At 50.3% G+C, this 25,111-nt stretch carries 24 protein-coding genes; 19 read left to right on the forward strand and 5 right to left on the reverse strand.

Translation table 11 applies throughout. The features are described from left to right. The first annotated feature begins 170 nt into the window (after positions 1-170). The 3 genes from PsAD37_RS28645 to PsAD37_RS05215 all read left to right on the forward strand — a co-directional run bounded on the left by PsAD37_RS28645 (position 171) and on the right by PsAD37_RS05215 (position 2,689). Positions 171-365: a hypothetical protein gene (locus PsAD37_RS28645; protein ID WP_208991707.1), complete on the forward strand. Its 195-nt coding sequence runs from the start codon at positions 171-173 to the stop codon at positions 363-365. A gap of 45 nt (positions 366-410) precedes the next feature. Next, positions 411-2,156: a hypothetical protein gene (locus PsAD37_RS05210; protein ID WP_208991708.1), complete on the forward strand. Its 1,746-nt coding sequence runs from the start codon at positions 411-413 to the stop codon at positions 2,154-2,156. A gap of 134 nt (positions 2,157-2,290) precedes the next feature. Further along, positions 2,291-2,689 carry a RidA family protein gene (locus PsAD37_RS05215; protein ID WP_063286871.1) on the forward strand — a complete coding sequence of 133 codons (399 nt, stop codon included), beginning with the start codon at positions 2,291-2,293 and terminating at the stop codon, positions 2,687-2,689. A gap of 94 nt (positions 2,690-2,783) precedes the next feature. Here PsAD37_RS05215 and PsAD37_RS05220 read toward each other — a convergent pair whose 3' ends face one another. Then, positions 2,784-2,975: a hypothetical protein gene (locus PsAD37_RS05220; RefSeq protein WP_063295245.1), complete on the reverse strand. Its 192-nt coding sequence runs from the start codon at positions 2,973-2,975 to the stop codon at positions 2,784-2,786. A 97-nt stretch (positions 2,976-3,072) separates the two neighbouring features. Between PsAD37_RS05220 and PsAD37_RS05225 the strand changes: the two genes are divergently transcribed. From PsAD37_RS05225 to PsAD37_RS05250, 6 genes are all read left to right on the forward strand, one after another. Continuing rightward, positions 3,073-3,978 (forward strand): LysR substrate-binding domain-containing protein, encoded by a 906-nt coding sequence (locus PsAD37_RS05225; RefSeq protein ID WP_063295246.1) that lies wholly within the window; start codon positions 3,073-3,075, stop codon positions 3,976-3,978. Positions 3,979-4,405: 427 nt separating this feature from the next. Further along, positions 4,406-5,875: a siroheme synthase CysG gene (gene cysG, locus PsAD37_RS05230; RefSeq protein WP_208991709.1), complete on the forward strand. Its 1,470-nt coding sequence runs from the start codon at positions 4,406-4,408 to the stop codon at positions 5,873-5,875. An 11-nt stretch (positions 5,876-5,886) separates the two neighbouring features. Further along, complete coding sequence (locus PsAD37_RS05235; RefSeq protein WP_063290794.1) at positions 5,887-6,192, forward strand: DUF2849 domain-containing protein; 306 nt, start codon at positions 5,887-5,889, stop codon at positions 6,190-6,192. Positions 6,193-6,216: 24 nt separating this feature from the next. Further along, positions 6,217-7,872 carry a nitrite/sulfite reductase gene (locus PsAD37_RS05240; protein ID WP_063295248.1) on the forward strand — a complete coding sequence of 552 codons (1,656 nt, stop codon included), beginning with the start codon at positions 6,217-6,219 and terminating at the stop codon, positions 7,870-7,872. Beyond that, positions 7,862-8,605, forward strand: coding sequence for a phosphoadenylyl-sulfate reductase (locus PsAD37_RS05245; RefSeq protein ID WP_063295249.1), 744 nt, complete (start codon positions 7,862-7,864; stop codon positions 8,603-8,605). Before PsAD37_RS05240 ends, PsAD37_RS05245 begins: the two co-directional genes overlap by 11 nt. A gap of 7 nt (positions 8,606-8,612) precedes the next feature. Continuing rightward, a complete protein-coding gene (locus PsAD37_RS05250) occupies positions 8,613-9,143 on the forward strand; it encodes a DUF934 domain-containing protein (protein ID WP_063295250.1) in 531 nt (176 codons plus the stop codon). Between the two features lie 59 nt (positions 9,144-9,202). Here PsAD37_RS05250 and PsAD37_RS05255 read toward each other — a convergent pair whose 3' ends face one another. Next, positions 9,203-10,411: a hypothetical protein gene (locus tag PsAD37_RS05255; protein WP_063295251.1), complete on the reverse strand. Its 1,209-nt coding sequence runs from the start codon at positions 10,409-10,411 to the stop codon at positions 9,203-9,205. 249 nt (positions 10,412-10,660) lie between these two features. On the opposite strand from PsAD37_RS05255, the gene PsAD37_RS05260 reads away from it, so the two are divergent. The 3 genes from PsAD37_RS05260 to PsAD37_RS05270 all read left to right on the forward strand — a co-directional run bounded on the left by PsAD37_RS05260 (position 10,661) and on the right by PsAD37_RS05270 (position 14,880). Continuing rightward, positions 10,661-12,529, forward strand: a complete 1,869-nt coding sequence (locus PsAD37_RS05260; protein ID WP_208991710.1) for an ABC transporter ATP-binding protein — start codon at positions 10,661-10,663, stop codon at positions 12,527-12,529. An 89-nt stretch (positions 12,530-12,618) separates the two neighbouring features. Further along, positions 12,619-14,097 carry an aldehyde dehydrogenase family protein gene (locus PsAD37_RS05265; RefSeq protein ID WP_063295252.1) on the forward strand — a complete coding sequence of 493 codons (1,479 nt, stop codon included), beginning with the start codon at positions 12,619-12,621 and terminating at the stop codon, positions 14,095-14,097. Positions 14,098-14,127: 30 nt separating this feature from the next. Then, positions 14,128-14,880, forward strand: a complete 753-nt coding sequence (locus PsAD37_RS05270) for an SDR family oxidoreductase (RefSeq protein ID WP_063295253.1) — start codon at positions 14,128-14,130, stop codon at positions 14,878-14,880. Between the two features lie 21 nt (positions 14,881-14,901). On the opposite strand, the gene PsAD37_RS05275 is transcribed toward PsAD37_RS05270, so the two are convergent. Together PsAD37_RS05275 and PsAD37_RS05280 are read right to left on the reverse strand one after the other, a co-directional pair. After that, on the reverse strand, positions 14,902-16,185 hold the full coding sequence (locus PsAD37_RS05275; RefSeq protein ID WP_063295254.1) for a diguanylate cyclase: 1,284 nt from the start codon (positions 16,183-16,185) through the stop codon (positions 14,902-14,904). A gap of 463 nt (positions 16,186-16,648) precedes the next feature. Beyond that, positions 16,649-18,049, reverse strand: a complete 1,401-nt coding sequence (locus PsAD37_RS05280; protein ID WP_063295255.1) for a glutamine synthetase family protein — start codon at positions 18,047-18,049, stop codon at positions 16,649-16,651. A gap of 719 nt (positions 18,050-18,768) precedes the next feature. On the opposite strand from PsAD37_RS05280, the gene PsAD37_RS05285 reads away from it, so the two are divergent. From PsAD37_RS05285 to PsAD37_RS05315, 7 genes are all read left to right on the forward strand, one after another. After that, a complete protein-coding gene (locus PsAD37_RS05285; RefSeq protein ID WP_063295256.1) occupies positions 18,769-19,860 on the forward strand; it encodes a polyamine ABC transporter substrate-binding protein in 1,092 nt (363 codons plus the stop codon). A 92-nt stretch (positions 19,861-19,952) separates the two neighbouring features. Next, entirely contained in the window at positions 19,953-21,104 is a 1,152-nt protein-coding gene (locus PsAD37_RS05290; RefSeq protein ID WP_208860228.1) for an ABC transporter ATP-binding protein, read from the forward strand. Between the two features lie 10 nt (positions 21,105-21,114). Further along, positions 21,115-22,116: an ABC transporter permease gene (locus PsAD37_RS05295; protein ID WP_063295258.1), complete on the forward strand. Its 1,002-nt coding sequence runs from the start codon at positions 21,115-21,117 to the stop codon at positions 22,114-22,116. Then, complete coding sequence (locus PsAD37_RS05300; protein WP_063295259.1) at positions 22,116-22,937, forward strand: ABC transporter permease; 822 nt, start codon at positions 22,116-22,118, stop codon at positions 22,935-22,937. Before PsAD37_RS05295 ends, PsAD37_RS05300 begins: the two co-directional genes overlap by 1 nt. 301 nt (positions 22,938-23,238) lie before the next feature. Then, positions 23,239-23,934 carry a CoA transferase subunit A gene (locus tag PsAD37_RS05305; protein WP_063295260.1) on the forward strand — a complete coding sequence of 232 codons (696 nt, stop codon included), beginning with the start codon at positions 23,239-23,241 and terminating at the stop codon, positions 23,932-23,934. A 15-nt stretch (positions 23,935-23,949) separates the two neighbouring features. Then, on the forward strand, positions 23,950-24,579 hold the full coding sequence (locus PsAD37_RS05310) for a CoA transferase subunit B (protein WP_063295261.1): 630 nt from the start codon (positions 23,950-23,952) through the stop codon (positions 24,577-24,579). 110 nt (positions 24,580-24,689) lie between these two features. Further along, positions 24,690-24,938, forward strand: coding sequence for a YrbL family protein (locus PsAD37_RS05315; protein WP_084407663.1), 249 nt, complete (start codon positions 24,690-24,692; stop codon positions 24,936-24,938). Between the two features lie 31 nt (positions 24,939-24,969). On the opposite strand, the gene PsAD37_RS27400 is transcribed toward PsAD37_RS05315, so the two are convergent. Then, positions 24,970-25,111: integrase core domain-containing protein (locus tag PsAD37_RS27400; RefSeq protein ID WP_153039653.1), on the reverse strand; the 142-nt coding region annotated here is incomplete at its 5' end.

Here is a 25,111-nt window from a genome sequence, read left to right on the forward strand (position 1 = left end):
CCTTGGTTGGCACAAAGCCAGCAGACGAACCTGCTAGATGAGAGCTGTTCGCCTGCTGGATTTGTGCCAACCAAGGTGGGTCAATTTTAAATGATGATGCCGGATCAATTTTGAACGCTCATTGACACACACCGGCTGCGGAACGTAAGAAACGACCTCTCTCAGCAGCTTTGAAAGACGCCGGCATCAAATCCACCGAAGGCTTCACCCAGCGCCTCAATTCCTACCAGTCCCAAAAATCCCATTATGATGAAGACCCGTTGGGTGCAGCCTACGCGGACCCGGAGGCCGTTAAATGGGATCGGCTGGTTAAAGGCACTCTGGGGGAGAGCGATAATAAAGCCCGGCAAATGGTGCTGATGTAGCACGAAATCGAGCTGAAAAAACAATCCCGTCAATTGACTCGCGAAGTGTTTCAGGATCAGTCAACCGCGCCCGAGTTCAGAGCCTATCTCCGTCAGGCCAGCGATACTCCCTCCAACCAGATGGACACAGCACAGCGTGAAACCATCATGTTCTTCAGCCAGAACATGAAGGTGTTGGGCAATGAACTGGTGGCCTCAACCAAAGAGCTGATGCACGAAAAAGCTTTTGGCGACACCATGATGAAGACCCTGCATGAAGCCAAAGCCAATGCGGTGTCAGAGCGTGAAAAGAAACGACTGGCCGAGCTGGAAGAAGAAGCCATCGCCTATGGCACCGCCACCTCCAAGCAAATGGCCTTCGCGCTCAATTGCACCAACTGTGTGGAAGCTGCAATTAATCGGGGAGCTGAAGTCGAAGCAGCCGTCCTGCAATTGTCAGATGAGCGGCCCAAAGCCGTTTTCGCCACCTCTGGTTTACAGCGCACGGCAGAAGAAATGGTGCTGGCTCATCTGGACAAAAGCAACAACATGAAGAAGAGCCTGGCCTGGGCAGAAACGCAGCCATGGGCCAAGATGGTGAAGGTCAACATTAAAAAGGAAGGCCGCAACTTTTCCATCACATCAGAAACACGAAAAGCACCGGAAACACCAGCAAACACCGGCGACCCGATGGTCGATAACCACGTGGACATGCCCCACAAAGCTGTAACCAAAACCGAGCTCGCAACCACACCGGAGCTGGTCTTCAATGGCCTGCGCTCAGGACAGATGATGGCCTCCATGTCTCACCGCGAGACTGGTGAAACAGGACCGGACGGCAAACCGTTTGTGGGCATTCCCAGTGAGGCCTCCATGGCATGGGCAAAAACTTTGCTGACAGCTCAAAAAGAAGGGCAGGACATATCGGATCAACTACCGGACTATATGGAGGTGAAGGAAGTTTGGTACCGCGAAAACCGCTCTGGCCTCAAAGGGAAACTCAAACGCGGCAAGCCTGAAAAGAAAGTCCATGTGGTGACGTATAAGGAGACCTCGGAGTCTGTTCAGGCGGCCCAAAAGCTTCGCGCAGCATCCAAAAACATGGCTGGAGATCTGGCAGAGCTTGCAGATAACATTGCTGACCTGAAGGCAGATCAGGCCCGCAAAGCTGAAAAACTGAAAGCACATAAAGAGGAACTGGAGAAATTCCTCAGCTCCAAGGGCGAGGGCATGCTGGAAAGCTTCGGCGAAGCCCATGAAGCCTTCAACGCCCTGCAGGAAAACATTCTCCAGCAGGTGATCGCAAAAATGAGCAAGGGCACCAGTCTCAAGAACATCAAGAAATGGGCCAGCAAACAGCCTTGGGTAATGATGTTCGAGATCGAGTTCAAGCCTGACGAAAGTGGCAAGAAGAACCATTACAACGTCGTCGTTAAAGAAAAAGAGGAGGAAGTAGAAGAGACCGACGGAGCACCGGAAGGAGGCTGTACAGAAGCAGACGGCAGAACAAAAGACCAGGAAGCCTCACTGACAGGTGCGTTAGCAGCCCTCTCAAAGCCTGCAGTTCAAAAAGAACTGATCCTCAAATACACTGGCGAAAAGCACAACGGCATACCTATCGTCGAAAAACCAAGTGACCTGGCAAAAAAATGGGCAGATATGATTATGAAGGTCTATGGCTCCAATGCCAAACTACCAGCCTATCTGGTGCTCAAGGATGTCGTCTACAAATCAGCTTCCCGAAATCTGATCCGGCGCGGTAAATACATCCCTTGCAAGGCCGTGGAGTTTATTCCTTCCGCCTTCAAGTAAAAGAAGCAAGCCAGTCTCACGACAACATCATTTGGATTTTCACCGCCCTCTGCTAGGTTCTGCGGGCGGTTTTATAGTTTGCATGTCTTCGGTTCGTTCGAAGCTCCCGAAGGCACGTGCAAGAAAGGTATTTCATGGTCAAGCGTTTAGTGCTCCCGCACGAGTTTCAATCCGTTTCAGAACAGCTCAACATGTCACCAGCTATCTTCTCGGGAAACCACATCTTCCTGAGTGGCATGACCGGTGCGGATATGAGCGGCCAGATGCCGGAAGACCCCGAAGCCCAGTTCCGCAACACTTTCAAAAAAATCGAATGCATCCTGCGTGAAGCCAACGTCGATATGGATGCTGTTGTTGAGATGACCAGCTACCACATCGGCCTGCGCGATCACTTCGAGCTGTTCGACTCCATCCGCCTCGAGTTCTTCTCCAAACCCTACCCAGCCTGGACCGCCATCGAAGCCGCCGGCCTCCGCCGTGAAGGCGCCCTGGTAGAAGTCCGCGTCATCGTCAGCGCACATTATGGCGGGTGAGGTGGACCTGCATTCTTAGTTTGAATTTGTTAGTTTGGGATGATTTAGAAGATAACAGAGGGTGATAAGAACCATATGACGACCTTATGTCGCTTCATCTGATAAATGGCTCTGACTCTAAGTTGACCCCAATATCCTTCTGTAAGTGTGCTGGCAGATCACGTGCATCTAAACGCTCACTCCCGCTTTTCATTGAAAAGAAAATATCTCTAAATACTTTAGTTAATCTATTGAAAATATTTGATAATACTTTGATTTTCTGAGCTTCAACGGTGAAATCTGCCATGCTTTTTCTCCTGCTGTTGTTGGGGAATTAATGCCGGAGGTTGCATTTACAGTCCAATCGAATATAGGGAAGAAAACATAAGGAGATTTTATCAAAGATGCCGAACAGTCTGCCTCCACTCAACGCTCTTCGCGCCTTCGAAGCAGCAGCGAGACATTCCAACTTCACCCGTGCTGGGGAGGAGCTGGGAATGACGCAAGCAGCGGTGAGTTATCAGATAAAAGTGCTGGAAGATCGTGCCGGGAAACCCTTGTTCAATCGGGTAGGAAGACAAGTTGTTTTAACGGAGGCAGGTGCGCAACTTGCGGCAGTGGCAAGTGAGGCTTTTCAGTCTATTCGTGCTGGCTTTTCGGCTGTGCAAGGAACGCAGGATGGGACACTGAAACTAAGTGTGGTTCCCACCTTTGCCATGAACTGGCTCTCGTTGCGTATCGGAGAGTTTCAGATGGCGAACCCCAAAATTGCTGTTCAATTGGAAGCCTCTGGCGGTGTTGTTGATTTTGCATCCTCTGATATTGATATGGGGATCAGAAACAGCCCTAAAAAATGGCCTGGGTTATGTTGTCACAAACTAGCCGAAGTTACGTATACTCCCATGTTAAGTCCAAGACTTGCTGACAGCATTGGCGGTGTGGACAAGCCTGAAGACCTGCTGAAACTTCCCATTATCGATACAGGAGATCCTTGGTGGAGAAACTGGTTTGAAGCAGCTGGCGTGAAAGATCCCGATTTTTCAAACCAACCCGTTTCCCAAATGGGCACGCAAACTGTTGATGGAAATATCGCGATTGCGGGGCATGGTGTTGCGATTCTGACACCGTTGTTTCATTCAAGTGCGTTGCGTAATGGCCTGCTTATCCAGCCCTTCCCATTAAAGTGCACGGCTGAAAATCCAGTTTGGCTTGTTTACCGTGAAACGCAGAAAAACAACCCAAAAATAAAGCTGTTCCGAGACTGGATATTGAGCGAAATGGAAAAAGACAAGGCTGGCTATGCTGTCTGATCCTGTTTGGAAGATTTAACAGGATAAGCTGGAACTGATTTCATCCATGTCGCACTCTGCATTAAACGCGTGGTAGCAACCTGTAAAACGCGAAGAACCAGATTCTTTAAAATACGAGTTCGTCGAAATTGATAGGTTTTCATTTCTAGTGTTCGTTGCTCTAACGGATGGTAGGGGTATGTAGATTTATTTTCTCAATCAGCAAATGTGATGGTAATTTTGAGAGCTTATGTGGTCATATTTGCTGTAAATGTAGAATGATATTTCACGAGTGCCGTTTTTAAAGTCAGGGCATCTTTCCTCCGTTCGAGCGCATGAAAAAAATCTTTTCTACGCAGTCATCCAGCTTTGGAATGCCATACCGAGCTTAGAGGAACTCTACTCTGTAAACTCGCTCCCAATGATCCCAAAACGCTTGGAGAGCGCAATGGCTTTGGTAGAGAGCTTCAACACACAGCAGGACGAGAGCAATAAACTCGCTGTCTTTCCAACCTTTCACAAGGTTGAAGGCAAAATGGTTGTTGTTGTTGGCTGTGGTGATGAAGCTGCTGCGAAGGTGAGACTTCTGGCGCAAACCAAAGCGCACATCCGCGTTGTTAGCCATGAGCGCCCTAGTGCAGCTTTGGCCGAAGCGGTGGCAGACGCGGACGGTGTCTTCATGCTTAGTGTGTTCAACCCGGCTTATCTGGTTGGCGCAGCCCTGGTGTTTGCTGCCACTGATGAAGAAGAGCTGGATCGTGAGATCGTAGAAGCTGCTCGTGAGAAAGGCATCCCGGTCAACGCGGTGGATCGTCCTGAGCTTTGTGATTTTTACACCGGCGCGATGGTCAATCGCGCACCTGTTGCCGTGGCGATCACCTCAACAGGCGTTGGCCCTGTTTATGCCCGCCACATCCGCGCACAGGTTGAAGCTCTGTTACCACGTGAAGCCGGTCAACTCGCAAGGTTGGCAGACAGCTTCCGTGCTACAGTTGGTAAGCTGATGCCTTCGGGAAGTGCGCGTCGTCGCTTTTGGGCTGAATTTTTTTCAGGTTCTGTTGCTGCGAACACTTTTGCTGGTGAGACACAAAAGGCTCTGACCGAAGCGCATCGCTTGCTGAACAGTGAGCAGGATCAGCGGGGATATGTCTGGCTCGTGGGCGCTGGCCCGGGCGCAGAAGACCTGCTGACCCTGCGCGCACAGCGTGTCCTGCAAGAAGCAGATGTCATTTTCTATGATGCATTGGTACCGGATGCCGTGGTTTCCATGGGGCGCCGCGATGCAACACGCATCAGCGTAGGAAAACGCAAAGGAACGCACAGTTCAACGCAAACGCAAATCAACCAGTTATTGGTCTCTGCTGCCAAGTCCGGCAAACGGGTTGTCCGCCTGAAAGCAGGGGACCCAATGGTGTTTGGCCGGGCTGGAGAAGAGATCGCCGCACTGCGCGAGCATGATGTGGATTTTGAGATTGTACCCGGTGTCACCGCTGCATTCGCCGCCGCGGCTAGCGCGCAAATACCTTTGACATTACGGGGTGTTGCCTCCTCGCTGGTGTTTGCTACAGGGCATAACCAGCATGGAGATATCCTCCCGGATTGGGCGGATCTTGCTCTGAATGGAGCGACAACCGCTGTTTATATGGGGCGTACCGTTGCCGGAAAAGTTGCCAACCTTTTGGTGAAATCCGGATTGGATTTATCCACCCCAGTCATGGCGATTGAGAACGCAGCCCAGACAAAAGAACGCAATTTTGCAGGCACCCTGCAAGACCTTTGTAATTTCGAGCAACACGACAGCGTCACCGGACCCACACTTATCATCATCGGTAAGGCAGTGGCCCACGCAGATCAGTCGCGTTCGCTCCCTCTAAGCCCAATTAAATATGCAAGTTTACCGGCTGTTGTTGCAGCCTAGGGAGAGACCCGATGAAAACTATTACCGCCAACAGACTGGTCGATGGTGATGTTGTCTGGCTCGGCCACAACGGAGAGTGGGTCGAGTTTGTTGAGGCAGCCTGGATCCTCAATACAGACGAAGACATGACTTCAGCTCTGGATTTCGCAAAAGCCGGTGAAGACAAGCAATACGTTCTCGGCACCTACGCGATTGATCTGGAACTGAAAGACGGCCACCTGCAGCCAAAGAGCCTGAAAGAGCGCATTCGCGCCCAAGGGCCAACCACTCGTCTCGACCTCGGCAAGCAAGCCGAACGCCATCTGCGTTCGGCCTAAGTCCTTTTAGATTCAGGAGTTTCCATGTACCGCTACGATGAATTTGATCGCGACTTTGTTAATCAGCGCGTGAGCCAGTTCGAAGATCAGGTCCGCCGCCGTATGTCTGGCGAGCTGACCGAAGACGAATTTAAGCCGCTCCGCCTGATGAATGGTCTTTACCTGCAGCTGCACGCTTACATGCTGCGCGTTGCTATTCCCTACGGCACGCTCAACGCCAGCCAGATGCGTAAACTTGCCCATATCGCAAGGACTTACGACAGAGGTTACGGCCACTTCACAACGCGCCAGAACGTCCAGTTCAACTGGCCAAAGCTCTCTGATACGCCTCAGATCCTGCATGAACTTGCCGACGTCGAGATGCACGCCATCCAGACCTCTGGCAACTGTATCCGCAATGTAACCTCCGACCAGTTCGCAGGCGCAGCCGCAGACGAGTTCGCAGACCCACGCGTTTATGCCGAAATCCTGCGCCAATGGTCTTCGCTACACCCGGAATTCCTGTTCCTGCCACGCAAGTTCAAGATTGCGATCACAGGCGCTGAACAGGACCGTGCAGCCGTACAGGTGCACGACATTGGTCTGCAGCTGACCCGCAACGAAGACGGGGAAATCGGCTTTGTGGTGTTCGTCGGTGGCGGCTTGGGCCGTACGCCGATGGTAGGCTGTAAGGTACGGGATTTCCTACCGGAAAATGACTTGCTGGCATACAGTGAGGCGATCTTGCGCGTCTACAATCGCTATGGTCGCCGCGATAATAAGTACAAGGCTCGCATCAAGATTCTGGTTCACGAAACCGGTCTGGAAGAACTGAAGCAGGATATTGAGGCCGAGTTCGAGGCAACCAAAAACGGCATCCTTGATCTGCCAAATGAAGAAGTGGTTCGCATCAACGAATACTTCGCACCACCATCTTTTGAAGCCCTGCCAAAGATCAGCACAGAGCTGGAAGCAGCCAAACGCGAAGACCGCGATCTGGCCTTGTTCTCCAGCCGCAACCTGCATGCGCACAAAGCTGAGGGTTACACATCTGTCACCATCTCGCTCAAGCCAATTGGCGGAGCGCCGGGGGATGCAACAGCCGATCAGATGGACGTAATTGCTGATGTGGCGCAGCGGTTTGGACATGATGAATTGCGCGTCACACATGAACAGAACCTCGTTCTGCCACACGTGAAGCTGCAAGATGTTCCCACTGTCTACAAGATCCTGAAGGCAAACGAGCTCGCAGATTCAAACGCTGGCCTGATCACCGACATGATCGCTTGCCCGGGGCTGGACTATTGTGCTCTGGCAAATGCTCGCTCTATCCCAATCGCTCAGGAAATTTCCAAGCGGTTTGAAGAGGTTAAGCGTCAGAACGAAATTGGTGACTTGAAACTGAAAATCTCCGGCTGCATCAACGCCTGTGGTCACCACCACGTCGGCCACATCGGCATTTTGGGCGTAGACCGCAAAGGCGAAGAGCTCTATCAAATTACACTGGGTGGTTCTGCGGATCAGAACACATCCATCGGCAAAATCATCGGTCGCGGCTTCCCGGAAGCAGAGATCACTGATGCCGTTGAGACTGTTGTCGATACCTATTTGGCGAACCGCCTGGATGAGGAAGAAAGCTTCATCGACGCCTATCGCCGCTTGGGTGATCAGCCATTTAAGGACGCTCTTTATGGAGCATAGTCAATCACATAAGGGCTCTTTGGAGGCGCAGGTGAAGCTGCTGAACCGGATGTATTCTGAGCGTGATGCTCAGGACATTCTGCAGCACGCGCTCACAGAGCAATTCTCTGGAGAGATCGCTCTGGTGTCCTCATTCGGCGCGGACAGCTCCGTGCTGCTGCACATGGTCTCTCAGATCGACGTGCGTACACCGGTCCTGTTTGTCGACACCGGCAAACTGTTTGGCGAAACAAAGCGCTATCGTGACGAACTGGTTGAGCAACTTGGGCTTTTGAACGTGCGTGTCATCACGCCTGAACCAGAAGACCTTGCTGAGAAAGACCCAAAGGGCGCTCTCTGGGCCTCTGATGCGGACGCGTGCTGTCACATCCGCAAAGTAGTTCCACTCGCAAAAGCACTTGGTGGTTTCGAAGCTTGGATCTCAGGCCGCAAACGCCATCAGGCTGACACTCGAGCCAGTCTGGAGCATTTCGAGATTGAAGAAGGCCGCATCAAAGTGAACCCATTGGCCAACTGGACCGCTGCCGAAGTCCTTCAATACGCAAAGGATAATGGCCTGCCACCACATCCGCTGGTCGCAGAAGGGTATCCTTCCATCGGGTGTATGCCTTGCACAGACAAGGTTGCTCCGGGCGAAGACCCACGCTCAGGCCGTTGGCGCGGTCAGGACAAAACTGAATGTGGAATTCATTTCTCAAGTGCGTCCAAGGGCGGCGCAGCCCAAAGCATCTGAGGTTCAAATGACAACAGAACTCAAAAAGACCACTGAGATCTTCAAGAACGACGAGATCATTGCTGATGACTGGGCCTATATCGCAGAGGATGAAGCCCTGCCAGTCGAGGGAAAGCTTATCTTCTCTCTGGAGCGTTTTCTGGTAGAAGAACAACAACTTAAGCAGACAAATCTGACTTTGGGTGTTGTACTTCGTGCAGGTGAAAAAGCGGAAAAGCTAGCTGATCATCTTGAGGCGCTGGAACTCATCGCAGTGGATTTCCCAAGCTTTGCAGATGGCCGAGGTTTCTCTGCTGCCCGCATTCTGAGAGATGGATTGCGCTACGGTGGCGAGATCCGTGCGGTTGGTCCGTTCATTCTTGATCAGATCGGCTTCATGCTCCGCGTCGGCATCAACAGTTTCGCGCTGGACAACCCACGTCTACGAGCTGATCTGGAGTCCGGCAACCTCAATGCAGTCACTGCCTACACGCAGCCAGTCTTTGCGCGAAAAGAAGCGCCCGCTGGTACGAGACCATGGGCGCGACGTCCGATTTGATTTTAGAGCAAGATACTCAAATTTAATGAGAAAAGGCGGGTCAAACACCCGCCTTTTTCTTATTCTGCTGGTTGAGCCTGTAGCTGGTTGGAGGCTGAAAGCATCTTTCCGTTGAGCTTCAGGAACAGCCAGACTGTTGCGATCTGGATTACAATCAGCGGGGCGTACAGCGCGAAGTAGGCGATGGACATGGAGCTAAGAACACCGAGCTTCACAAGGCCTGCATTGATGACGAAGTTACCGAAGACGAACAGTGCAACCCCAGGGCAAACCAACGCGTAAGAACCTGGAGACTTGTCCGGACCAGCGATCCAGCGATCATAGTAGCCAACCCGCTTCATGACTGCCCAGCCGATCAGACCAAACAGGATCTGGATTGCAAACAAGCTGATCAGAAAAACATAGATTCCACCAGCAGTTACCGGTGCATCGAAGTTATGCGTAAGGCTCATTTTGATGCGGTAGATTGCAATGCCAACAACGGTCAGGAATGGGATGATGATCCAGAGTGTTGGTGTGGTTTCACCCGCTGCCTTGTGCTCCATCATAGAACGGAAGCCGAGGGTCAGTTTGATTGTCCCCATCACAATCGCTGCGCCGATGAACAGGGCACTACCAGCAATGCCGATTGCCGCAATCACCTTGGTTTGACTCATAGCTGCCGGAGCAGAGAAGCCAACGCCAATCATGGCAAATGCGAACACGGAGATCATCTGACCGAGGCTGTTGTTCTTTGCGCACTCATATCCACCCTCTGTCAGGACACGGGAGATGAAGTCCAGATAGATGCGGAAACCCAACACTCCGATGGCTGCAAAAGCCAGCAGGGAGAAGGGGAACAGGATTTCGCGAATGCTCCAAAGGCCTGGTACAAATACCGCACCCGCGATGAAGCTGACATTGACTGTCATGGCAAGAGCCAATGGAATAGTCATCAGCTGACTTTCCGCATTGGAATTCTTAAAGCCTTCAAAAACCTTGGTTTGCTTCCACTTTCCGTACTCGGAAAAATTCAAGAACAGCAAGCGAAAGTGCAACACTGAGAAGAAGCTAATACCAACCGCGGCCACAACAATCAGCGCCTGCATAGCGATGGAACCGTTGTTGAAGGCTTCAGTCAAAGAGGCAAAGTTGGCGATAGGAGATCCCTTATGTGGTGTCATCCACATAAGGTACATAAAGAAGCTAATTGCCAAGCCACCTGCACCAACGGCGGACAAAAAGTACAGAGGAGAATACCGCTCACCTAAATTAGAAAGATAACGCATTGGGCTAATCCTTTTTTGAAGTTGAAATTAGCATATTAGAAAATACTAAAATAACAATACATAAAATTAGAAAAATCTAATATAGATATAATGCATTGAATTTAATAAGGTAAAATAAGCGTTGTGCTAGAACTTGCACAAAATGACACAGTCTCGAGTTCAAATTTGAGTAGATGAATTCTTCTGGGTTTTCACAAGCCGAGTCGCGCGATAGTCTAAGTGTTCTCTTTTTGTCTCCCGGAGCAGACCGTGCTGAATGCGCTTTATCAGTGGGCAACCAATCATGTTGACCCATTTGCCAAAAATCATATGGAATGGGAGAGCAAGACGCATTTACAACAACTGCGTTCTCTCGTGTTTATCTTTCCAAAGCACACTCTGGTTCTATTGCTGGTGGTGCTGGTCGAAACCATTCTGACTGTCTTCCTGCTGTCATTTGTTGGCTTCCTGATTGATCAGATGGAAGCGAGTGGACCAGAGCTGTTCTGGCAGCAGAATATGTGGCTGATTGTGACTGCTGCGGTCGCATTTCTTATTGCAAAGCCAGTATTTTCAATTGCTTATGAAGTTCTGATTTCACTGACACTTCACGTTAATATTCTCACCTCATCGCGTGTCACGTTCTTTGATCGACTACTCAATCAGGACATGACGTTCTTTCAAAAGGAGTTTGCGGGAAACCTTGCCAGTAAAACTTTTGGAGGTGGGCGCGAAGTTGCAGAACTGTTCTGGGCAGGGATTGGAATTGTCATCCCAAACTTTTTCTTTGCAGGGTCGCTCCTGATCGCCTTGTCATGGCTGCATTGGTATCTTGGGGTAGTCATGCTTATCTGGATCGGATTGTTTGCTGTCCTTGCGTATATCCGCGTGCCAATCATTCGCGATGCTTCAAAAGAAGGAGCAGATATCGCGCATGCCGTGAATGGTTCTGTTGTTGACGTTTACTCCAACATTCAGACTGTGAAGCTCTTTCAGGGTAATGATCGTGCGCTTGGCCATTTCACAAATCAGCTCAGAGGTTTCAAAGAGGCAATAGTTAGGTTCCGCTCCACAGTGGTTACATCACGGATGCTTGTTGCACTCGTCGGAGCATGTGGTCTTGCTGCATTTACGGGCCTAAGTCTTGCGTTGTGGCATCAACAGGCAATCACAACAGGTGAAGTTGCAATCGTCCTTGGTTTTGCCATTCGCCTGGAAGGCAAACTGCTGGAAATATTTGCTCAGTTAACCGGCCTTTTCCGCTCATATGGCTCATTTAAATCCACCGCCAGAACCATGGAGCACTCGCTTGGCCTTGTTGACGATTCTGAGGCCAAGAACTTTCACTATGAGAAGGGTCTTATTGAGTTCAACAATGTCGACTTTGCCTACGGCCAGCAAACCGCGATTGTGAAAGGTCTGAATTTCATCATCCAACCCGGTGAGAAAGTTGGTATCGTTGGTCACTCTGGTGCTGGTAAATCAACCGTCGTGAACCTGCTGCTGCGCATGTACGACGTTGAAGGTGGAGCGATCACCATTGATCATCAGGATCTGCGAAGCGTCACGCAGGAATCTCTACGTGTAGAAATCGGGTTGGTGACACAGGACACCTCGTTGTTTCATAGGTCTATTTTCGACAACATCTCGCTTGGAAAAGATGGTGTCGAGATGGAAGATGTTCGCGAAGCTGCCCGTCGAGCGCATGCGTTGGAGTTCATTGAGGCACTGGAAGACAACAAAGGCCGAAAAGGCTTTGAGGCATTCGTAGGTGAGCGTGGCATCAAACTTTCCGGTGGGCAGCGTCAACGGATTGCATTGGCCCGTGTGTTCCTGAAAAATCCGCCAATCCTGATCCTGGACGAAGCAACATCAGCTTTGGACACCAAGCTGGATGCGGACATTCAGGAGATCCTGAATGATGTGATGAAGGACAAAACCACCCTCGCTATCGCCCATCGTCTGACCACGGTTGCCAGAATGGACCGGCTGATCGTGATGGACAAAGGGCAGATTGTTGAAGCCGGAACGCATGCGGAATTACTGGCGAAAGACGGGATATATGCAGAGCTGTGGCACAATCAGTTTTATGGAGTAAAGAGCTCAGCAACGGTTCTGACACCAACTGAAACCCAGTAAAACTCCCCCAAGAAGAGAATTGCGCCGCCCTCTTACATGAACTAGCGTTTGGATGACCAGCACAAAGCTTATCATCCGAGGGGGGCGGTATGACAGAGTTTAGCGCGACACTAAATTCTCAGAATTTGAAAAAATACAGATCAATTATCAATGGCTTACAGTGTGATGCATCCTCTGGAGAAACCATTGATATGATCTGCCCAAGCACGGGCTTGCCATACGCAACGATTCCTCGGTGTACTGCATCTGATGTCGGGAAAGCGGTGTCTTCTGCAAGAACAGCGCTCACCTCAAAGGAATGGGCCACACTATCTGCGGGGCAACGCGGAGAGCGTTTATTAAGGCTCGCGGAGTTGATTTCGCAAAACCGGGACCATCTGGCAGAGCTTGAGGCACGTGACACCGGTAAACCCCTAAGCCAGGGCTACGGGGACATCGATGCTGCCGCCCAGTACTTCCGGTTTTATGGTGGGGCGGCTGACAAAATCACGGGTGAGACACTACCGATCGCGGTTGATTACCTCGCGATGACAGTTCGTGAGCCGCATGGCGTCGTCGCCTCCATCGTGCCATGGAATTACCCCATGCAAATCTTTGCGCGCGTTGCAGGAGCTGCATTAGCCATGGGCAACACACTGGTCGTCAAACCCTCTGAAGATGCCTGCTTATCTGTCATTGAAACTGCCAAACTTGCAGTAGAAGCTGGGTTTCCAGCTGGAACGCTCAACATCCTGACAGGCCTGGGAGAAGAGGCCGGAGCTGCGCTCTCCTACAATCCTGAGGTGGACTTCATCACCTTTACAGGATCGCCGGATGTTGGTGCGATGATCCAGTCTGCCGCCGCGCGCAATCATATCGGGTGTACATTGGAGCTTGGCGGCAAATCCCCGCAAATTATCTTCGAAGATGCTGACTTGAGCAAAGCGTTGCCTGTTATTCAGGACTGCATTTTGAAGAATGGCGGTCAAACCTGTTCTGCTGGATCGCGTGTTCTGGTGCATCAAAGTCGTTGGGAAGAGACAGTTGATATACTCAGAACCGCCTTTAGAAACACTGCCTCAGGCCAATACAAGGATAATCTAGATCTCGGACCATTGATTAACGCCAACCAGCTCCGCCGTGTGAACGCCTTTTGCGAGCAGGCGGAAGCCGACGGTATTCCGCTCATCGGGGAGGGGACCATCGCACCGGATGCGCCGACAGAAGGCTACTACACCACAGCAAAAGTTTATGGTCCGGTTCCAACAGATCACTCACTTGCGCTAGACGAAGTTTTTGGCCCGGTTCTCTCGCTCATTCCGTTTCGAACGGAAGAAGAAGCTGTTCGCATTGCCAATGGCACTCCCTACGGGCTCGTGGCCGGTATTTGGACCAAAGACATTGCAAGAGCAGCGCGTGTTGCCAAAGCCATTCGGTCTGGTCAGGTCTTCGTAAACACCTACGGAGCAGGCGGCGGGGTTGAGCTGCCATTTGGCGGGGTTAAGAAATCTGGCCATGGCAGGGAAAAAGGCTTTGAAGCACTTAAAGAATTCTCTGTTCTGAAAACCATTGTTGTCAGTCACGCTTAAGGCGGACTTTCACACGCGGGGAGGAAAAGCGTGTCGGGACGATTGGAAGGAAAAACTGCAATAATCACGGGTGGCGCCGCTGGTTTTGGGGAAGGTATCGCTCGAAAATATGCGCAAGAAGGCGCAGCGGTCATCATCGCTGATCTCGATGGAATTGCAGCAAGAAATCTTGCAGACGCAATCGGTGACACAGCGTATGCCATCGAGACAGACGTGACCGTGCGCTCCGATGTGAAAGCAATGGTTGCCTATGCAATTGAGAAAACTGGGCGGCTGGATGTCGTCGTCAACAACGCTGGCTACACCCACCGCAACTGCCCTTTAGCGCAGGTAGATGAAAATAACTTTGATCGTATTTTTGAAGTGAACGCCAAAGCCATCTACCTGACAACGCTTGAAGCTTTGCCTGAGTTGGAAAAACAGGGTGGCGGCGTCATCATCAACACCGCGTCTACAGCGGGCATCCGTCCGCGTCCCGGGCTCACTTGGTACAACGCCTCCAAAGGTTGGGTCATAACCGCAACCAAATCCATGGCAGTAGAGCTTGCTCCTCAAAACATCCGCGTCAACGCCTTGTGCCCAGTTGCTGGTGAAACCGGCATGCTGGCGCTCTTCATGGGCGAAGATACCCCTGAAAAGCGTCAGCAATTTCGTGACAGCATTCCTCTGGGGCGCTTCTCCAAACCAGAAGACATTGCAAACGCAGCGCTCTGGCTTGCTTCAGATGAAGCCCAGTTTATCACGGGTGTTGCTTTGGAAGTCGATGGAGGAAGGACAATCTGACGGCTGAGGTGTGCCGTCAGACTACATGGCATCAAGAGTGGTCGCAGAAGACGTTACAATGCGGTTGCGGCCAGATTTCTTGGCTCTGTACAGGCAACGGTCCGCAACCCTCAGAGCGCTCGCCAGTGACTTCTCAGAGCCAGCTGAAAGACCGACACTGATCGTTGGCGCAAACGTATGCTCGTCGTTTCCAGGGTCTGTGACCGGCATGGAACTTCTGAGCTCCGAAAGAAACTGCTTGGATGTTGGCTCATCAATATCGGGCAATGCAACGCAGAACTCATCTCCACCAATGCGAATGGCAACGCTTCGTGGCGGCAGGAGATCCGAAATACGATGCGCGACAGAGATTATCAGGTTGTCTCCGGTTTCATGGCCAAACTTGTCATTGATCTGCTTAAAGCGATCAATATCGATCATGGCATATCGCATTTCTTTGCCAGCGAGCATCTGGTCTTTATGAAGTTTATCGACGACGTTGTAGAGATGGCGCCGGTTGAACAGGCCTGTCATCGGATCACGATGAGCCATCTCGGTCAGTTCACTTATGCGGTCCAACTGATTGAGGTTCTGCGAAACCCGCAGCATCAGTTCCTCAGGCGTGCAGGCTTTGTTCAGGAAGTCGTTAGCGCCGGATTTCAGGAATTTTGCAGTGAGGGCTGGGTCGTCTGTTGCCGATATCCCAATCACCGCCAATGTACTGAAGTTATGTCTCCGTCGGATCTGCGTCATGACTTCAAAGCCAGTCGCTCCCGGCAGTAAATGATCAATAATCAACAGCTTGATATCAGAGTTTTGCTTGAGTGTTTGCAATGCTTCTTCGCCAGAAGTTGCTGTGATCACCTGAAGGCAATAGAGCTGAAGCCGCTTCTTTAACAACGCCAGTGCATGCGAGGAATCGTCCACGATCAGTACTTTGGTGCTGAGGTTCCTGTCGACGCGATTGACCAGCTCACCAAGGTAACCAAGGCTAGCAGGAGAATCCTTGAGGACGTAATCTACAATCCCCTTCTTCAGAATTGATCGACGGGTACCCTGATCAAAACGCCCTGAGAACACGATTGTCGGTAACCCGGCGTTGATAGTCAGATCTACAACCTCACCATCCGGTGCATCTGGAAGCGTCAGATCAACAAGAGCAAGGAATGGCTTTACCTTCTCTTCTTCTAAAATAGTTTTTGCCTGAGCATACGTTTTCGCCGTCGTGACATGATAATGCCCCGCACGCTCAATCTCGCTTTCGGTAACGCGAGCAAAGAAATTGGCATCTTCAACGAGAAGAATGCTCTTTTTCTGATCTGGCATGTGATGTCCTCAAAAACCAGCAAATGCGATTTAAATTGCGTTTGAAACCTATTAACCGCCATCAATAGCCTCGAATATAGTTTGTAATAAACAATATTTGAAATGTATTTAAAATTAGACATAAAGTTGTGATAAAATTAAATAAAATCAAAAATTGCATGATAGACTAGGAATTCTGAAATTAAATACCCAGTGAATTCAAAAATATGTAAGTATAATTTCGTATAATCTCACATTTTTGCGATGTTTTGACGAAAATTCGATCCGTATATGTATTTGTAATTAGTTAAATTCGAAATATAAATCGGTTTAAATTTAGTTTCCTAGAAGTATCTCTTAGGAACTATGCTGTGACTGGCTCTAGTGAATATTATGAAAGTTAAAATTGCTGGACCTAATCATCTCAACTAATGGGTGTGGTATCCACAGTTTCGCGTGAAAGTCACACCCCATCCGGTGGGAATCAGACATTCATCAGCAAGTATTCTCGTTCCCAGGCGCTGATAACTGACATAAAGGTCTCGTACTCTTCAAGCTTGATGGCCCGATATGTGGCAACAAACTGCTCACCGAAAATCTCCAGCAAATCATTGTCTGCTTCAAACTCATCAACGGCATGAAGCAATGTACGCGGGAGTTTGCTCATTACCTCACTGTTGTCGGTGTCTCTTGGCTTATCTGGCTCAATCCCTTTCTTGATACCCAGATATCCGGCGGCGAGGCTGGAAGCGATAACGAGATATGGATTGGCATCAGACCCTGGCACCCGGTTCTCTAACCGTCGTGCATCCGGAGACGAACTAGGAACGCGAAGGCCCACAGTCCGGTTGTCGTAGCCCCAGAACAGGTTGGTTGGAGACCCACTATCCCGCGCGAAACGGCGGTAGGAGTTCACGTAGGGTGCCATAATCGGCATCAAAGCAGGCATGTAACGCTGGTGCCCACCAATAAAATGATAGAAGGCAGGCGTTGCCTCGTTATCTGCACTGTTGAAGATGTTCTGTCCTGTCTCCCGGTCAAGGATAGACTGATGAATATGCATAGATGACCCCGGCTGAGAGGACATCGCTTTGGCCATGAAGGTGGCGTAAATGTTATGGCGCAGTGCGGCCTCGCGAATGGTGCGTTTGAACATGAACGCCTGATCCGCCAACTCCAGAGGATGGCCATGTCTCAAGTTGATTTCCATCTGAGCAGCACCCTCTTCATGAATAAGGGTGTCGATCTCCAGGCCCTGAGCCTCAGAGAGATCATAGATGTCGTCAATCAATTCGTCGAACTCATTGAGAGCGGAGATTGAATAAGACTGTCTGCCAACTTCAGGGCGACCAGAGCGACCAACTGGAGGCTCCAGCGGATAATCAGGATCAGTATTCGGCTTTACCAGATAAAATTCCACCTCAGGGGCGATAATCGGTTTCCAGCCTTCGGCATCATAAAGCTCAAGGACGCGCTTTAGAACATTACGCGGAGCAATCGGAAAAGGCTTTCCGTCCTTCGTGAAAGCATCATGTAAGAGCTGTGCTGTTGGGTCGGTTTCCCAAGGCACAATCGTCAGTGTCGAATAATCGGGTTTGAAATAAAGATCGCCGTCTGTCGGATTATATTGAAACCGATCATCATCCTCAGGGTAATCGCCAGAAATAGTCTGGGCAAAAATAGAGGAGGGCATTGTCAGCGTATTGCTGCTGAAAAACTTGTTTGTCGGCATCATCTTGCCGCGGGGTACCCCGGCAACGTCAGGCACAACACACTCAATATCTCCAATGTTCCGGGCTTGCAGCCAGGTGCGGGCTTCTTCAAGGTCGCTCACACCGCGCATATTAAGCGCCGCTTCATCATCCGGATTAATTTCAGAACTCATAGGACTTCCAATTGGGTTTGCTACCAAATGTTCGTGGCAGCGTTTCACTCATGAAAAGTAATTCAGCTCTTTGCGGCTGCTACAAGATCCAGCTTGCTTCTGGTTGGGGTAGTAGTCTAGCAGAGGTCAGCTCAAGTCGGAAACTATGTTGTATTATGGAAGTTTAATTGTACCTTCTCTTTAATTATTCCGAACGTGTAATTACGTCATTCTTGAGTGTAATTACACTACTTACTCATGGTGATGATCTGGTGATCAAAGCCAACCTATAGCATTGAGAACTGGTTGTTTTCTGGATTTTAAATGATGAACAAGAGCGAGTAAGAGCTGATGACACTCTGTGGCTTCTTTCAGGTTGCCAGCACAGTTGAAGACACTTCAGATAACCGACCGTTGACCAGACGGCAGTGATGAAGAAGTTTCTAGTGCTTCTGAGATTAAAGTCGGAATCATTGTTCTCAATAAAACCTTTGATTCTAGCCAACAGCTTCTGGACACGGGTTAAGGCTGCACACTAGAAACCCTGATAGTGTTGAGAGGACCTGAGAGCTGGGTGCCTGAGGCACCCAACGAACCTACGGCATTCCTGTAAAATATTGGGTTGGAATGTAGGCCGAAATTAATCTGCCACCAGAAGGATATACCATGGCGGCTATATGCAGAGGTTCGCTTCGCAAAGGTGCTTTGAGCCTCTGTGTTTGAGATTGGAGTATTTGAGAATGAAAACCGTAATTTTGCTATCGGGAGCAGCAGCGCTGGCTCTCTCTTTGTCTGCCGCCAATGCTAAGGATCGTATTGTAAATGTCTACAATTGGTCCGACTACGTTGATGCGCAGGTTCTCAAAGACTTCGAGAACGAGACCGGTATCACTGTGAACTACGATACCTTTGATTCCAATGAGGTTTTGGAAACAAAGCTGCTGACTGGCAAGACTGGCTATGACGTGGTTGTCCCAAGTGCAACCTTCCTCCAGCGTCAGATTCAGGCGGGCGTCTATCAGAAGCTCGACAAGGACAAACTTCCAAATCTCAAGCACATGGATCCACTTCTGCAAGAGCGTACTGAAGTGTTCGATCCAGGCAATGAGTTCTCCGTCAACTATATGTGGGGCACCTCTGGCTATGGGGTAAATGAGGAAAAGGTGCGTGCACTCAATCCTGATGCTCCAATTGGCAGTTGGGATTTGTTGTTTGACGTTGAAGAGCTCTCAAAAATCGCAGGGTGTGGCGTCTATGTGATGGACGAGCCGGATGAAATGTTCCCGGCTGCGCTGCATTATCTCGGTCTCAATCCCGACTCCAACAGCCCGAAAGACATTCGAGCGGCTGGCGAACTTCTGGAAACGATCCGTCCTTACATTCGCAAATTCCACAATTCTGAGTTTGTAAACGGCCTTGCCAACGGCGACATCTGCTTGGCTTACGGCTGGTCTGGCGATGTATTACAGGCAGCAGACCGCGCTGCAGAGGCTGACAAGGGCGTTGAGGTCACCTACATCCTGCCAAACGAAGGCGCCCAGATGTGGTTTGACCAGATCGCAGTTCCCGCTGATGCAGAGCACGTTGAAGAAGCACACGAGTTCATCAACTACCTGATGCGCCCGGAAGTGATCGCCAAAATGTCGGATTATGTCTACTACGCCAACGGCAACAAAGATGCGACAGTTCTGGTGGATGAAGAAGTGACGTCAAATCCAAACATCTACCCGACAGATGAGGTGAAGCAACGCCTCTACACCATCGGTGCCAAGCCGCTCAAAGCACAGCGCTTGATGAACCGCACCTTCACAACTGTCAAAACCGGTCACTAAAAACTATGGGCCTGCAAGCGTAGGGTTGCTCCGTGAGATGCAATCCTACCTTGAACCATTGACCAGGCAGGCCATTGAAAAGGATTGGAGTATTGGCGAAGAAACCGCTTGGCCCCGTACGTCGTGCATTTTCACCTTGGGACGACCCGAGCGAGCAGCCTTTTATTGAATTTCGGAATATCACCAAGCGTTTTGGCAATTTTGTTGCCGTTGATAATCTTTCTCTCAAAATCTACAAGCGTGAGTTCCATGCCCTGCTGGGCGGGTCTGGGTGCGGTAAAACCACTTTGATGAGAATGCTTGCAGGGTTTGAAGCTCCATCTGAAGGTCAGATTTTTCTGGAAGGGCGAGACCTCGCCGGCGTGCCGCCATATAAGCGCCCGGTCAACATGATGTTCCAGTCCTACGCGCTCTTCCCGCACATGAACGTCGAAAAGAACATCGCCTTTGGCTTGGAAATGGACGGCCTGCCTTCCAAAGAGATCAAAAGCAGGGTCATGGAGATGCTTAGTCTGGTCAAGCTGGAAGGATTTGCCAAACGCAAGCCGCACCAGTTGTCCGGTGGTCAGCGCCAACGCGTTGCACTCGCGAGATCCCTCGCCAAACGCCCCAAAGTGCTCCTCCTCGATGAACCTCTTGCTGCGCTCGATAAGAAGCTTCGTGAAGAAACCCAGCTGGAATTGATCAATCTGCAAGAACAACTGCGGATGACGTTCCTGATTGTAACCCATGATCAGGAAGAGGCCATGACCGTGGCAGATCGCATTTCGGTTATGGATAAAGGCAAGATCCTTCAGAATGCGACACCGGGAGAAATCTACGAGCAACCCAACTCCCGATTTGTGGCGGAGTTCATTGGTGATATCAACGTTCTGGACGGGCAAGTCACCAATAAAGAACTTGAGGACGTCAAGATGTTCTCATCCGTTCTGGGTAGCCATTTGGACGTGTGCTATCCAACCGCTGCAAACGTCGGCGATCATGCCGCTCTGGCCATACGCCCGGAAAAGATGCGTATCTCCTTCGATAAACCAGAACGCTTGGGCACCAATGCCATTCAAGGAGAAGTCTGGGATATCGCCTACATGGGAGACGTGTCCATCTATCATATTAAAGTGGCAGAGACAGAGACGCTGCGGGCGATTGTCGCCAATACAGCACGACTGGTTGAAAGGCCGATCACCTGGGAAGATCAGGTCTGGCTGTCATGGGACAGCGATGCCGGCGTGATCTTGACACGATGAGAGGTGGTAAATGACTGACCCCAACCTTTCATCAACTGACCTCTTGAGATCAGAAACGATCCCACCGCCGCGTCATGAACTTCAGGAACCAGAAAACTCACCGACCAATCCCACCGGAAAATGGGGCCGCTTCGCACTCATCTGCGTGCCATACGTTTGGCTACTGCTCTTCTTCCTTGTTCCGTTTGTCATTGTTGCCAAGATCTCGCTGTCTGAAGCTGCCGTTTCCATTCCGCCTTATTTGCCGGTAATCGATTGGGGCAGAGGCCTGCTTGGCCTTTGGGAGGCTGCGCAGCGCTGGTCGTTGGATAATTACATCTGGCTAACAGAGGATGACCTCTACTGGCGTGCCTATGTCTCCAGCCTGCAAATAGCTTTTATATCTACATTACTGACTTTGCTCGTTGGCTTCCCTCTTGCTTACGGCATGGCAAGGGCACCAAGGAGCTGGCAGCCAACGCTGGTTATGATGGTCATCTTGCCGTTTTGGACCAGCTTTCTGATCCGGGTCTATGCGTGGATCGGCATTTTGAAAACCGATGGTTTGCTCAATCAGGCACTAATCGCGATCGGTATTATCAGTGAGCCTCTGGTCATCCTCAACACCAGCATCGCTGTCTATATTGGCATTATCTATTCTTACCTGCCTTTCATGGTCCTCCCGCTCTATTCGTCCTTGGAAAAACTGGACACGACCCTGATAGAAGCCGCAGAGGATCTTGGCTGTCCACCTTGGAAGACATTCTGGCGGGTAACAGTCCCTCTTGCTATGCCGGGCGTGATTGCAGGGTGTTTCCTAGTCTTCATTCCAGCCGTAGGAGAGTTCGTCATTCCCGACCTATTGGGAGGCTCATCAACACTGATGATCGGGAAAACTCTATGGGTCGAGTTCTTCTCCAACAGGGACTGGCCAGTTGCGTCTGCGGTGGCAATTGTTCTTCTGGTATTACTTGTGATCCCAATCTTGCTGTTTCAGCGGCATGAGACCCGACGCAACGAAGGGGACATGTAATGCCGTCAAAACCGAGCTGGTTTAATCTCACATCATTGGTTTTGGGGTTCAGCTTCCTTTATTTGCCCATCGTCATTCTGATTGTTTTTTCATTCAATGAATCTCGATTAGTCACGGTTTGGGCCGGTTTCTCCACCAAGTGGTATGCAGCTCTGCTACAGAACGAACAGCTGTTGGAAGCTGCATGGGTTACATTCCGCATTGGTCTCACATCTGCAACGCTAGCGACGGTTCTTGGTACGTTAGCTGCGCTGGTCTTAGCCCGGCAAGGACGCTTCTTCGGACGCACCTTGTTCTCGGGGATGATCTACGCACCACTCGTGATGCCAGAAGTCATCCTCGGGTTGTCATTGCTGCTGCTTTTCGTGGCTATTGATCAAAATCGCGGTTTCTGGACAATCATGATTGCGCACACGACATTCTCCATGTGCTACGTGGCGATCGTCGTGCAATCCCGTCTATCTGGATTTGACCGTTCCTTGGAGGAGGCTGCAATGGATTTGGGCTGCCCTCCTGTCAGAACATTCTTCCGCATCACCTTACCTCAAATCTTGCCAGGAGTGCTCGCAGGTTGGATGCTGGCATTCACATTGTCACTGGATGACTTGGTGATCGCGAGCTTCAACTCCGGACCCGGATCAACCACTTTGCCTATGAAGATTTATTCTCAGGTAAGATTAGGCGTAACTCCTGAGATCAATGCTATTTGCACGATACTTGTCGTCATCGTGACGATTGGCGTCATTTTGGCCTCTCTCCTCACTAAAAGGCAGAGGTTCAAGCGCATGGAAGAAGAGCGACTCGCTGCAGCTCATCTTTAAGAATTTTCATGGGTCTGAGTGTTAATTTTATAAAATTGTGCACTGCAAACACTCATTCCTCCCAGCTTTGTGGTTTTCACCTCAATAAATAGTCGCTCTCTGTACAAAGAGCACTTGGCGAGGACATAAAACACGGCTATCAACATTGCTGTCGCTATACTTATTTTCCCTAGGAGGGAACGGCAGGATGCTGATCCGGATGGAGGGTCAGGTCCCATTGCCAGCATGAAAAGGCGGTATTGCTTGCGTTCTGGAGAATGAGAAGCGTGAGTTTTACCAACTCATGTATTGGGAGTTTATAATGAATAAAGTTTATCCAAGTGCTGCCGCTGCTCTGGAAGGACTTACCTTTGATGGGATGACCGTCATGGCAGGTGGGTTTGGTCTCTGTGGCATTCCTGAAAACCTGATTATTGCGCTGCGAGATTCTGGTGCGAAAGACCTGACTGCCATCTCTAACAACGCAGGCGTTGATGATTTCGGACTGGGTCTGCTGTTGCAGACACGCCAGATCAAGAAGATGGTGTCGTCTTACGTGGGTGAGAACGCAACCTTTGAGCGTCAGTATCTGGACGGCGATCTTGAGCTAGAGTTTAACCCTCAGGGCACTCTTGCTGAACGCATCCGTGCTGGTGGTGCAGGCATCCCAGGCTTCTACACCAAAACCGGTGTTGGCACCCTGATTGCTGAAGGCAAAGAGCACAAAGACTTCAACGGTGAAACCTACATCATGGAAACGGGTCTGATTTCAGACGTGTCTCTCGTGAAAGCATGGAAAGCCGATAATGAAGGCAATCTGATCTTCCGTAAGACAGCACGCAACTTCAACCCAATGATGGCAACTGCTGGTAAAACCACTGTTGTTGAAGTTGAAGAACTCGTGGAGATCGGTGAGTTGGATGCAGATCATATCCATACTCCAGGTATCTTTGTTGACCGCATCGTTGTTGGCTCGTTCGAAAAGCGCATCGAGCAGCGCACGACACGCGAAGCTTAAGGGAGGGCAGTAATCATGGCTTGGAATCGTGACGAAATGGCCGCCCGTGCGGCAAAAGAACTGCAAGATGGTTTCTACGTAAATCTCGGCATCGGCATCCCGACACTGGTTGCAAATTACATTCCTGATGGAATGAATGTAGCGCTGCAGTCAGAAAATGGCATGCTTGGCATGGGTCCGTTCCCAACTGAAGGCGAAGTAGATGCAGACCTGATCAATGCAGGTAAGCAGACCATCACTGAACTGGACCGTACCAGCTACTTCTCTTCATCTGACAGCTTTGCGATGATCCGTGGCGGTCATATCGACCTGTCCATCCTCGGTGCGATGGAAGTCTCCGAAGACGGAGATCTCGCAAACTGGATGATCCCTGGCAAAATGGTCAAGGGCATGGGCGGTGCAATGGACCTTGTTGCAGGCGTTAAGCGCGTTGTGGTCATTATGGATCACACCAACAAACGCGGCGACAAAAAGCTCCTCCATAAATGCGCTCTACCGCTCACAGGTGTAAAATGCGTCGACCGCATCATCACCAACCTCGGTGTCTTCGACATCGTCGACGGCGGCCTGAAAGTCGTCGAAATGGCAGAGGGTGTAACGTTGGACGAGATCAAAGAAAAAACTGAAGCTAATTTGGTGGATTAACCAAACTTCACTTTGACAAGACAAGAGAGGGCAATTTGTCCTCTCTTTTTATTTGTATGTAATGAGAATAATTGTTAAATACTCCCCTTCTCAACGAAGGTATTTGTTTTGTGATCACTCTAAATGAAACGCTATTGATTGCGTGTGGCGGGATCCGCAATATCTACCAGCACCCAGAGAATTCGAAGATTTGTATTAAGGTCGATCTCAATTCCAAAGGACCAGCTGCAGGGTCTACATTGGCTGAAGCTCGCCTCTTTGAGAAATTGATGAATCAGAGAGGGCAGAAAGAGTTCTCAGCTATTTCGAATTACAGAGGCAGCGTTGAGACAAGTCTTGGCTTTGGTGCAACCTACTGATCAGCCCCACTTGAGTGGTCCGGTTTGAAAGTTAGTGCATGACTGGCCTTTGGTCTACTGGAATGATTACTTCAGGAGCCGGTGGGCGGAAGTTCAGCGCACTATGGGGGCGTTTGGTATTGTAGTGTATCCTCCACCTTTCGATGATTATTTGGGCTTCACGCAACGAGTAA

The sequence above is a fragment of the Pseudovibrio sp. Ad37 genome, assembly GCF_001623075.1.
In the GTDB taxonomy this organism is placed as follows: domain Bacteria; phylum Pseudomonadota; class Alphaproteobacteria; order Rhizobiales; family Stappiaceae; genus Pseudovibrio.